This window comes from Coleofasciculus sp. B1-GNL1-01, from assembly GCF_040220235.1.
In the GTDB taxonomy this organism is placed as follows: Bacteria; Cyanobacteriota; Cyanobacteriia; order Cyanobacteriales; family Coleofasciculaceae; genus Coleofasciculus.
Genome location: NZ_JAVJTO010000122.1, coordinates 1 through 11605 on the forward strand (window position 1 = coordinate 1; position 11605 = coordinate 11605).

An 11605-nucleotide genomic window follows, 5' to 3' on the forward strand; every position below is an offset into this window, starting at 1 on the left:
TTTCCGGATATTACCTGATTTTTCTTGCAATGGTTTCAACCCTCTGTCGAGGGAGAATTCGGCGCTGAGGTCGGCAAAAATTCCAGGATGCAAGACGGTTATAGTGTAAAAACCTTGCACTTGTTGGGTCGGAAAATGGCTTGAAACCCCTATCTAGTCTACCTTACACACTTATGCAGCAAGCCCTAAATATTTAAGGCTAAATCGCCTAGGGTAACACGGGTTTGTAGTTGCGCTGTCCTCGCCGTTCTAACTCAAGACTTGTTGGATTGATGTTTGCTGAATAAAAACCACCAAAGTTCTGCACCAATTAATACAACTCCCCCTAACGTAACCCCCACTTTCAGGAGTAACGGTTGCTCAATTTTGCTAAATTGGCTCGTTTTCTGGGACTGATGTTCTGACAATTTAGCCATAGCCGGATTAACAGCAACTCCGAATATAAGTCCTAAACTAATCAGATAGGTTAAAATTTTAGGTTTAGTTACCATGGGTTTGATTGCTCCTCAAGGTTAATAAAGGGCGACCCGATAAAGTTGAATGGATCTGAGTTATTTATTGATTTCAGTGGGTCGCCCCTACAGGCGATCGCTGATAAGTTTGGGCTGAAAATTCCGTAACCGTAATGCATTAGTGACCACAGAAATAGAACTCAGCGCCATGGCTCCCCCGGCTATAATTGGATTGAGTAATACACCAAATAAGGGGTAAAGAATTCCCGCCGCAATTGGAATCCCGGCGGTGTTATAAATAAAGGCAAAAAACAGATTTTGGCGAATATTTCCCATCGTGGCGTGGCTGAGTTGAATCGCCGTAACCACGCCGTTTAAGTCACCGGAAATTAGGGTAATATCACTGGCTGCCATAGCCACATCCGTACCCGTACCAATAGCTATTCCCACATCCGCTTGGGCTAAGGCGGGGGCGTCATTAATTCCATCGCCTACCATAGCAACAATCCGGTTTGAATGTTGATTGTTGATAGTGTAGGGGCGGGTTTTACCGATAAGGTTTAGGAAAAAACCACTAATTTCACTAAACCAGCCCTGGCTAATTGTTGATTGTGGAGTCTTCTTAATCGATTCGGTTTGTAGGGAACGGATGACATCGGATTTCTGATCCGGGCGCACTTCGGCAAAGACGTGCTGGATACCAATTTCTCGTGCGATCGCGTCTGCTGTTTGTTGATTATCTCCGGTTAACATCACCACTTGCAATCCCAAGCGTTGCAGTTTCTTTACCGCCTCCACAGAAGAAGGTTTTATGGCATCAGCAATGCCCACTAATCCCTCAATCTTACCATCCACAGCAATCCAAGCCGTTGTTTTGGTCGCCGCTTCCCAGGTTTGTTTCTGAGATTGTAGGGATTGGGTATCAATTTCTAATGCATTCATCCAGCGTTGAGTGCCAATTTGGATGAAGTGATTCTCCACTTCTCCTTGCACCCCCATTCCAGCTACGGCTTCAAAGTGTTGTACGTCGGGTAAGGGGAATTCTACGCCCTGTAATTTGGCATAATCAACAATGGCTTCAGCTAAGGGATGTTCTGAAAGCCGTTCCACAGCAGCGGCTAATCGGAGCAGTTTTATTTCATGATGATCGGCTGTTCCTTTGACGGTAACATAGTCAGTTACGCTGGGTTTTCCTTCGGTAATCGTTCCGGTTTTATCCAGGACAATTGCCTGAAGTTTATGAGCGAGTTCTAAACTGTCGCCCCCTTTAATTAAAATGCCATTTTCTGCGCCCAAGCCGGTACCAACCATAATCGATGTCGGGGTAGCTAATCCTAAGGCACAGGGACAAGCGATAATTAAAACGCCAACCGTAGTAATCGTGGCAAGGGTAACATTACCCATTACATTAAACCAGATCACAAACGTCGCGATCGCAACCGCAATTACAACGGGTACAAACCAGCCTGTGACTTGATCCGCGAGTTTCTGAATCGGGGCTTTTGACCCTTGGGCTTCTTGGACTAATTTGACAATTTGCGCCAATACCGTATCTTTCCCCACTCGTGAGGCGCGGAATTTAAAACTCCCGGTTTTATTAATCGTAGCGCCAATCACTTCATCGCCAGCTTGTTTTTTCACCGGGATAGGTTCTCCGGTTACCATGGATTCATCAATCGTGGATGCACCATCAACCACTTGCCCATCCACGGGAATCTTTTCCCCAGGGCGCACGACAATAATATCATCGACGATTACCTGTTCAATCGGAATATCAACCTCTTCACCTTTCCGAATTACCCGCGCTGTTTTCGCTTGTAATCCCATTAACTTACGGATCGCTTCTGAGGTTTGACCCTTTGCCCGATTTTCCAACAGTCGCCCTAATAAAATTAGGGTAATAATCACAGCGGCGGGTTCGTAATAGATATCCGGCGACAAGCCTTGGGCGATTAAAAAGCCAGGGAAAAGGGTAACAAAGAGAGAATATAAATAAGCCGAACCTGTCCCCAGCGCTACTAGCGTATTCATATCCGCGCCATGGCGTTTAAAGGCTTTCCACGCGCCGACAAAGAAGGATTGACCGCACCAAAACAGTACAGGTGTACTTAACACCAGTTGCACCCAAGCATTATGCAGCCAGGAGGGAAAGTAGGGAATGTGCAACCCTGTCATCGCCGGAAGTGAACCGACGACGAGGATTAGGCTGATAACGCCGCCGACGATAACTTTACGTTTGAGATCCCGTTGATGGGCTTCCCGTGCTTCTTTTTCAGCGTCGGTGTCTTCACCCATTTGGGTGGTATCTAAGGGATGCGCCCCATATCCTGCATCGGCGACGGCTTGTTGGATGGTGTCTAAATTTGTCGCTTTGGGATTATAGGTTACAGTTCCTTGTTCCATGGCAAAGTTAACATTACAGTCAACAACGCCAGGAACGTTTTGGATGGCTTGTTCAATGGTGGCGGCGCAAGAGGCGCAACCCATTCCTTGTAGTCGTAGATGGCTGGTTTCCATGGTTGACTCCTGGAGATCTGCAATTTGGGAGGTGCGGAGGGTGAGGGAGTGAGGAGGGGTAATGGCACGTCTGAAGGGTGTACATTTATAGGATAAAGTCTCCAGTAGACTGGAGAGTCAAGGAAAAATAAAAATCAGGGATGTGGAATAGGGGGGTAGCTGGACTTACTGGCTAGAGTTGTGATATTATCTCCCGCAAATCGCTCCTAATAAAAAAGCCCGAAACCCTTACTGTTGCAGCATTAGTATTATGGGCAATTAACAGGACTTGACATGAGTACAGCAATTGAACGATAACCTCAGACCAGTGTTCTAGTGCATTTTTTTAGCAACGAACTTTATTTAATTGTTGGAGGAATTAATCTAATGAATCATACTGAATACTTGTGTGAACAAATTAATTTATCACTTCGTTCCCTCTCCTATAGCTTTAGTGAAGATTCCCATAGGCAAAAGCTGGTTTTAAATTCTTATCAACCCGTTTATTTCTATGTAAAATCCGGAGAAACGGCTGGGGGTATGTCTACTCAATGGATGCGTACTAAACATTCTGGAGGCGCAATTCACGAACCTGGAACAATTGCTGTTTTTGATGCGTTATGTACATCAGCAAAATCAATCAAGACAGTCTTTGATGTTGGAGCTTTACACGGCTACTTTTCTCTAATATGTTTGTCAATATTTGATGCCGCAAAAGTTTATTCATTTGAGATGAATCCGGTTTCGTTTGCCTCCCTAAAACATAACATCGATCTTAACCACCAACTAGATGTATCTCGAAATAAAGCCTTTAACTATGCACTTTCTGACTCCTCGGAACTAAATAAATCTATAATCAACCGAGGTTTTAAAATTGATAGTGTTAGTAATTATCCCTATTTAGATCGTCTCAAGATAATTTTAAAAAACATGCAAGTTTATGGCACATATAAGTTATGGGAGAGCAAAGATAAGTTGAAGCAGTTTTTGGATCGAACCCCGAAAAAAAAATATTTTAAGTATAAGCAATATTTTAAGCAATTTAACATAGATTGTTGGTCAATTGATGATTTCTGTGAAGAAAATTCTGTAATGCCAGATTTGATTAAAATGGATGTAGAAGGTTTCCAAGCTAAAATCATCCCCGGAGCAATGAAAACACTTGAAAAATCCAAACCTTTTTTCCTACTAGAATTCGATTCACTCTCGAAAGTTAATGCCTTTGGTCTCTCAAATAAAGAAATAGTCAAACCTCTTTTTGATATGGGTTATCAGCTTATTTGGGGGAATCATCGTACCCAAAATAGCGCTTTTATACCTCTCAACTACAATGATCTAGATTCGAGTCACGAATGCAACTCGTTAGGTCTGTTCTTTGTTGAAGAACGCTTGCGCTTGCATTGAGCTAGTAACCTAGAGTTGGGTTTCGTTCCTCAACCCAACCTACAAAAGAATCACGATCAGGGATTGAAAGGGCACGGCAATGCCGTGTCCCTAAAATTATTGGAATGTTGGAATTTTCGTGAATCCCTATAAGGAATTAAAATTAGCGCCGGGAATGCGATCGCGTCTGAAACCAGATAATAATTCCCATACTCAGCAGCATAAGAGAAATAGTACACTCCTTAAAAACCTCAAACAAACCCTGGCGAATGGAATTTGCGGAATTCTAAAAACGAAGTTCGCCTACGCGGACTATCCGAAAAATCAAGGGTTGTGAAACCCGCGCAGGCGGGTTTAGTTTGTGTAGCTGCGGTTTGAACCGCCCTGCTTCTCCAACGTTCATCTTGCGATCGCGCTTTCAAATTCCTCTAATGCCTGAACATGTCCCACTTGCCATGACCGTTTTACGGTAGCCGGGATAACCTGAGTGATCGAAATTTCTGGAAACGTTGGACTACTATCGGATTGTCTATAGTCTCCTTCAATTAAAATATAAATTATCAACTTGCCACAATCATAAACCCAGACTTCGGGAACGCCAATCGCTTGATAAGCATCCAATGTTGTTTTCGAGGTAACATCTGACTCGATTGCCAAATCAGGCGGTGGATCATCGGGTTCAAGTCGGCGACGACCAATCATTTGTTGATAATTCTGGATATAGAAACAGGCATCTGGTTCAACGCCTGCTGCACCCTCTTTTTTAAACGTCGTTGAACCAAAAGGTTCATATCGCCTACTTGTCGCCTTAAGCAATAGCTTGACAATATCTGAAATAATATCCTTCGGTTTTTCATGCTCAGGTAAAGGAACCCTAATTTCTAAGGTTCCCTGGCTGTAAGCAAGTCTTGCTGCACGTTTTTCTCCTAACTCTGACAAAATAGACTCAAATTCCTGCCAGTTTACATTAGGAATTGTCACAGCACTGCCGGGTGCTAGTTGCATCTGGCTAACGGGTTTAACAATTGGGGAAAGAGTCGTCATACTATCAAAAAATTACAAATTCAGTAGAGACGCTCTACTGGAACGTTTCTACTGAAGTCAGAAAAGCCGTTATTGACTCGCTAATATTACCATTGCTGGAGGAGTTTTTAGCTAATTCGTTCAGACAACCGCCTTAGCTACTATTCTCCAAACAAACTCTTAATCGCATCTCCTAAATTTTCAGACGCCTTTTCCATATCCGATCCTGCATCGTCGGCGCGATTTTTAACCCGACCTGTATCTTGCTCCGCCCGCCCTTGGACTTGCTTGGCTGCACCTTTAACGTCTTCCTTAGCTTTGCCCATATTTCGTTCTACCGTGCCAATATCTTCTTTGGCTTTTCCTTGAATTTGGTCGCTGGTTCCCGAACCAAATACTTTGTCAACGGGGTTACTATCAGCAACGATAAATGGTGTCATTTTCACAGTTAAAGCCTGGGCTGTAGGCATGGGATTAAATAAAGTGCCTGTCCAAGTCAATGCCACTAATGCCATCGACAAAAGAACGGACAGCATCTTTTTCGCCCGGTATTGTTGAGAATTGCCCGAAACTTGATTAATTATCCTGAACATACTTAATTGAGACTTTAGAACTTGAACTCTCGAATGGTAACCCATTCAACCCTGTTCAGGATTCACCCATTAGATAGAGATTTTGATTCTTTGACCTGAGTTCGCAACCAAGTCAACCAGGTATCTAATCCTTCACCTGTTTTCGCCGAGAGCCGAATAATCGTAACCTGGGGATTGATTTGACGCACGTTAGATTCCAGACGGTTGAGATCAATATCCAGGTAAGGGGCTAAGTCGATTTTGCTAATTAATAAGCAGTCTGCTTCTTGAAACATGATTGGATATTTCAATGGTTTGTCCTCTCCCTCGGTGACACTTATCAGTGCAACCTTGCCATGTTCTCCCACTTCAAATTCAGCCGGACAAACCAGATTACCGACATTCTCGACAAAAACGAGATCCAATTCCGCTGGATTGTATTCCGCTGCTAACGTGTGAAGTCCTCCTGATACCATTTTTGAGTCAAGATGACAGGAACGTCCGGTATTAATCGCAATCACAGGAACACCGTATTGACGCAGCCGTTCGGCGTCTAATTCAGTTGTCATATCCCCTTCAATTACTGCCATTTTTAAGTCAGGATTCAGGGCGGCTAAAGTACGCTCTAACAGCACTGTTTTCCCCGCACCGGGGCTACTCATGATATTTAGACAGGTAATTCCCCACTGATCAAAATGGGCGCGGTTGTGATTGGCTCCCGCTTGGTTAGCGTGGAGTAAGTTAATTTCTAAAGCAGCTTCAACGGTTTGGTGCATTGTTAGTTAGGCTAAATAAGTTTTGTGGGGGGGAAAGGTTTCATAGGGAATAGGCAATGGGCAATAGAGAATCGCTGTAGTGCGAGCGTCTCGTTCGCTATTTTATCAGGTTTTGAACTCAATTAAAAATAATATAAGACGTAGCTGGCTTTTCCAGGAAAGCGAGTAAGCTGTCATGCATTTAAATTGGGTATTAGTAGCGAGCAAGATGCAAAGCCTGCGGCATGGCTTCGCTTAACGCACTACAAGGATTTCGTCATTATTGACATTAAGGTTTAAATGCCGAACAGCTTATGACAAATCACCAATGACAAATGACGAATGACAAATGACATCTCAACCGTTAACTTTAATTTTGCCCACCTCCTTACCTTTCAACACAAGATTGAGCATATTCAATCCGATTGATTTTCAGTTCTCGTCCCGAACGAATATCCTCCATCAGAGATTGGCAACTGGGACAAGAATAGTGCAATCCGATTTCGGGTTTGTATTCCTCTTGACAGGCGTGGCAAAATGCGACCAAAGGCGTCTCGTGAATGGTTAATTTTACCCCCTCTAAAAAACCCTTTTGAGTCTGTGCCGCAAACGCAAATTGCAAACTAGCAGGTTCTACACAAGTGAATTTCCCCACTGTCAGGTGAATCGTATCAATTTGCGGACGAGAGGGTTGTTCCTCCCACCATTGGCGGACTGTCAAAATTAAGGCTTTGGTCATATCGGTTTCATGCACGCTTTATCCCTCCCCCAATTTTCTCAATTTCTGCCATTTTATACTTAAATGAATTAAATCCATTCCACCATTTCAGCTTGATAATTCATTTGAATGTAATCAGGCTTTTCCTGGCGAGGAAGCTGACCCGATACGACTAAATGACCCATCGTATCACAAATCACCCGGGTTGCCATGAGCGAGGTCATATCACTAATATCATAGGGAGGTGAAACTTCGACCACTTCTAACCCACAAACCGGAACATTTTGGACAATTTTCTTGAGCAGATAGAGGGCTTCACGGGGCAGTAAACCACCGGGTTCGGGCCACCCGGTTCCGGGAACAAATCCAGCGTCAATACAATCAATATCAAAACTAATCCAGACACAATCTGTCCCATCAGTGGCTCGCTTTATGGCAAAATCGGCTGCCGCATCTAATCCCATTTCTGTAATATCGGTAACGGTGAGAATATTCGTAGCCCGTTCTCGACAAACTTTGACGCCTTGACGCGGGACTTGCCAGCCACCAATTCCCAGTTGGACTAGGTTTTTAGCCGGAGCATTTTTGATATTAGTGGCGTGAAACCAGGGACAGGTATGCATCCGTTCATCGAGATCGGTTTCTTGGGTATCGACATGGCGATCAAAGTGAATAATGCCCACTTTTTTATCCCCCAGATGCCGACAAATTCCCCGCACTGTGGCAAATCCAATGGAATGATCGCCGCCTAGAATAATCGGGAATGCACCGGAACTAAAAACATGGGCAATTCCCTTGGAAATTTGGTCAAAAGACTTTTCATTATTCGCCGGGATGGTAAAAATATCGCCCACATCACAGAGGGTAATTTGTTCTCGTAAATCAACGCCTAATTCAAAATTGTACGGCGTATACAAGGCACTAATCCGACGAATCCCTTGGGGACCAAACCGCGTACCCGGGCGATAAGTTGTACCGGAATCATGGGGAACCCCGATAATCGCTACGTCATAATTGCCAACTTGACGCACATCTTCTAAATAAGGCGCTTTCATAAAGGTATTAATCCCAGCATAGTGGGGCAATTCACCTCGCGAAAACGTAGGAATCGTGCGATCGCGGATACTTTCAGCGGCTTCTAAACCGTAGTCTAACCCTTGGTTGACTTCTTGTTGCCAGCCAGTTAAAGGAAGCTGTTGTTCTCGTTCTAAAGCACGTTGAGCTTCGCTGGGGTATTCATTGGGGTTGTTATTCGGGCGTTGAAATGGAAATGACTCACTCATAAATTTCTCCAGATTAATGTCACCAAAAAACAGGAAAAATACCCAGAAGTGTGACGACTCTTGCCTTCGCCAACATCTCCCGGGCTTTTCTCCCGCCGTGGGGCTACTGATTTAGTAATCCGTGCGGATTGATAAAATCTTTTTTGGGTAGCCTGCTTCTCTTGGACCAGTCATTTCAGCGGTTGAATCCGAAATCGGAACCCTAGAAGCTAATTCTATTTTGCTTTCTTTATAATTACTATTCTCTGATAGTAGCAAAATGTATGAAAAGTTACAAAAATCCATTTAAATTGGCTTGGATCAGCGAATCGTAAACTGGCTACCCTTGGGTGACGTACCCAGCGCTGCGCGTCGTGACAGCGTGGGGCTTCCGGCGTTTTGGCTAAATTGGCTTCATCTTCAACTCAAATGAAACCGTTGTCCACCCTTAGTCAGATATTACAGCTCATTCTCTAGTTGGACGCGATCGCACCAATAACTTTCTACAGTAAAAAGCGAGAGGACAGTAATCTAGGTCAACCTTAAAATCAGCCGGATTTGTGGGTTCGCGGTTTGATGGACATTGGCTCATCTTCAATGTATGTCATAGGGTTAAACCCTTTCATACCCTTACACCGCTATCAGGGAAAATATATCATTGCTCCCCCATTCCCCCTGCTTCCCCTACTTCCCCTGTTCTCTACCCACCCCCCACAACACTTATGCAGCAGGTTACTCGGTGATTGAGTTTCCGGGGGTAAATTAGGTCAATTCCGTTAGCTTAAATATTGACGCCACAGTCAAAAATTAGTTGTAAACCCTAGAGGACTATCATGAATACCAACCCACAACCCTATCGCTCACTCGTCAGTAGCAACACCGTTGAAAACCAGGAGTTGCAAACGGTTTCCTCCCAAAAAGTGGCGTTGAATGATATCGCTGTTAATGAACCTAAAGCATCTCCAGACGCAGTAAGTCCACTTGTTACCAGTTTAAGCTTTTTGGGAATCGGCTTAATTTTAGTGGGTCTTAAGCTTAAGCCTGCAAAATTGAGGAAACTCTTCAGTTTTAGATTTTCTCTACTCAAACACCATCAACATCCCCCTTGTGCAAACTGTAGGTTTTTTAACCAGCAAGCTGAACCAAACTGTGCAGTCCATCCCTCTATGGTTCTTAGTATCAAAGCCAAAAATTGTTCTGACTATTGGGCGCGTGATAGTAAAACATTTTCTAGTAAGGTGTAAAAACATGAGAGGTTGTTCCTCGATTTTGCATCGGGAAAAGTTGAATAAACCTCAGTAGAAGGGATTCATCCATGGTCTCTACTTAAATGGATTAAGCTGTCATGCATTTAAATTGGCTATTAGTAGCGAGCAAGATGCTATTAGTAGCGAGCAAGATGCTATTAGTAGTGAGCAAGATGCTATTAGTAGCGAGCAAGATGCTCGCACTACAAGGATTGCGCCTTTATTGACATTATGGTTTAAATGCCGAACAGTGAACAGTTTAGCTATGATTCATCATCTTCCCCTAGCTAGATGTCATAACTTGATCCCTAATGTACGGTAATCATCATAACTGGAATCTATTTCAGTTTATCTAGCTATTGATGGATTTTCTCAACAAAGTTGATTTCTGATCAATCAGGAAAGTCCGTTGGCTAGTTAAAAGACGATAAAAACAAAAAAATTAGCATGAATAATGCAGGCTTTTGGCAATTGTATAGTGAGGCAGTGCTAACCTCACTCGGCTTTTTCTGGAAAGCGTTATGGGCGTTTATTCTGGGTTATGTGATTAGTAGCGCTATCCAGGTTTTTGTCACCCGCGAACGCATGAAACAAACCATGGGCAAAGCCGGAAAAGGGAGCGTCGCCTTGGGAACGTTTTTCGGCTTTATATCGAGTTCCTGTAGTTTTGCTGCCCTAGCGACAACAAAATCATTATTTAAAAAAGGCGCAGGGTTTGTTCCTTCCCTGGCTTTCTTACTCGCCTCAACTAATTTAGTTATTGAGTTAGGTTTTATTATTGCCGTTTTCCTCGGTTGGCAGTTCGTCGTCGGCGAGTATGTGGGGGGACTGCTGCTAATTATTTTTACGTGGTTGATTGTGAAATTTACCCGCCCTACGAAGCTAATTAGAAAAGTACGCAAACGATTGCGGGACAATGAAGGCGAGGCAAATGAGGGGGAAGATGTTCCCGACTGGAAAGAGAAGATTCAAACAATTCAGGGATGGAAACAGGTTGCCCGCAAATATTTCATGGAATGGAAGATGGTTTGGAAAGACGTAACCATCGGCTTTACTGTGGCGGGGGCGATTGCTGTATTTGTGCCGCGATCGTTTTTTCAGTTCCTGTTTATTGGTTCGGGACAAGATGGTAATCCGGGATTTTTGGCGATTCTCGAAAATACAATCATTGGACCTGTGGCGGCGTTTTTCACGTTTATCGGTTCTATGGGAAATATTCCCTTGGCTTCGGTTCTCTATGCCAATGGGGTGAGTTTTGCTGGGGTGATCGCGTTTATTTTTAGTGATTTAGTTGTGTTCCCGGTAATTCGGATTAATGCTAAATACTACGGCTGGAAAATGGCATCCTATATCCTGGGTGTCTTTTTAGCGGCGTTGGTGGTGACAGCGATTGTTATGCACTATGGCTTTTCCCTATTCGGGCTTTTGCCAGAAAGCACTGGGCAGAGTCAAGCTGAGACACAACGTTTTGCGATTGACTATACCTTCTGGCTGAATCTTGCCTTTCTCGCTGTCACCGGGGTTCTAGCTTGGCTGCGCTGGGGTGGCAAAAAAGAACACAAAGGTGGAATGCATCACGGCGGTGGTAAGAAAAGTATCATTGAGCGGGTGCTGTTTTGGCTAGCTCTTGTCTCCTATATCTGGTTAGCTGGGGGGTTAATTGCTACGGTTATTAAGTAGAGTAGTTTGGGAGGGGG

Annotated in this window: 11 protein-coding genes and 1 riboswitch; of the genes, 4 read left to right on the plus strand and 7 right to left on the minus strand. The window is 43.9% G+C overall.

Annotated elements, in window-relative coordinates; all coding sequences use genetic code 11:
- Positions 1-254 precede the first annotated feature (254 nt).
- Together RID53_RS29525 and RID53_RS29530 are read right to left on the minus strand one after the other, a co-directional pair.
- Positions 255-491 carry a hypothetical protein gene (locus RID53_RS29525; RefSeq protein WP_446391491.1) on the minus strand — a complete coding sequence of 79 codons (237 nt, stop codon included), beginning with the start codon at positions 489-491 and terminating at the stop codon, positions 255-257.
- An 87-nt stretch (positions 492-578) separates the two neighbouring features.
- A complete protein-coding gene (locus RID53_RS29530; RefSeq protein ID WP_446391492.1) occupies positions 579-2969 on the minus strand; it encodes a heavy metal translocating P-type ATPase in 2391 nt (796 codons plus the stop codon).
- A 366-nt stretch (positions 2970-3335) separates the two neighbouring features.
- Here RID53_RS29530 and RID53_RS29535 point away from each other — a divergent pair, with 366 nt between their 5' ends.
- Together RID53_RS29535 and RID53_RS29540 are read left to right on the plus strand one after the other, a co-directional pair.
- Positions 3336-4352, plus strand: a complete 1017-nt coding sequence (locus RID53_RS29535; RefSeq protein ID WP_446391493.1) for an FkbM family methyltransferase — start codon at positions 3336-3338, stop codon at positions 4350-4352.
- A 118-nt stretch (positions 4353-4470) separates the two neighbouring features.
- The gene (locus tag RID53_RS29540) at positions 4471-4668 is read left to right on the plus strand and encodes a hypothetical protein (RefSeq protein ID WP_446391494.1); all 198 of its coding nucleotides are present in this window, start codon (positions 4471-4473) and stop codon (positions 4666-4668) included.
- Between the two features lie 62 nt (positions 4669-4730).
- Here RID53_RS29540 and RID53_RS29545 read toward each other — a convergent pair whose 3' ends face one another.
- The 5 genes from RID53_RS29545 to RID53_RS29565 form a co-directional block, all read right to left on the minus strand.
- Positions 4731-5375 (minus strand): Uma2 family endonuclease, encoded by a 645-nt coding sequence (locus RID53_RS29545; RefSeq protein WP_446391495.1) that lies wholly within the window; start codon positions 5373-5375, stop codon positions 4731-4733.
- Positions 5376-5515: 140 nt separating this feature from the next.
- Complete coding sequence (locus RID53_RS29550) at positions 5516-5947, minus strand: CsbD family protein (protein ID WP_446391496.1); 432 nt, start codon at positions 5945-5947, stop codon at positions 5516-5518.
- Positions 5948-6009: 62 nt separating this feature from the next.
- Entirely contained in the window at positions 6010-6702 is a 693-nt protein-coding gene (hypB, locus tag RID53_RS29555; RefSeq protein WP_446391497.1) for a hydrogenase nickel incorporation protein HypB, read from the minus strand.
- Between the two features lie 367 nt (positions 6703-7069).
- Complete coding sequence (gene hypA / locus RID53_RS29560) at positions 7070-7435, minus strand: hydrogenase maturation nickel metallochaperone HypA (RefSeq protein WP_446391498.1); 366 nt, start codon at positions 7433-7435, stop codon at positions 7070-7072.
- Between the two features lie 53 nt (positions 7436-7488).
- Complete coding sequence (locus RID53_RS29565) at positions 7489-8682, minus strand: agmatinase family protein (RefSeq protein WP_446391499.1); 1194 nt, start codon at positions 8680-8682, stop codon at positions 7489-7491.
- A 74-nt stretch (positions 8683-8756) separates the two neighbouring features.
- Positions 8757-8899: riboswitch (guanidine-I (ykkC/yxkD leader) on the minus strand.
- A gap of 595 nt (positions 8900-9494) precedes the next feature.
- Between RID53_RS29565 and RID53_RS29570 the strand changes: the two genes are divergently transcribed.
- Both RID53_RS29570 and RID53_RS29575 read left to right on the plus strand, forming a co-directional pair.
- Positions 9495-9905 (plus strand): hypothetical protein, encoded by a 411-nt coding sequence (locus RID53_RS29570; RefSeq protein WP_446391500.1) that lies wholly within the window; start codon positions 9495-9497, stop codon positions 9903-9905.
- 450 nt (positions 9906-10355) lie between these two features.
- On the plus strand, positions 10356-11588 hold the full coding sequence (locus RID53_RS29575) for a permease (RefSeq protein WP_446391501.1): 1233 nt from the start codon (positions 10356-10358) through the stop codon (positions 11586-11588).
- The last annotated feature ends 17 nt before the right edge of the window (positions 11589-11605 follow it).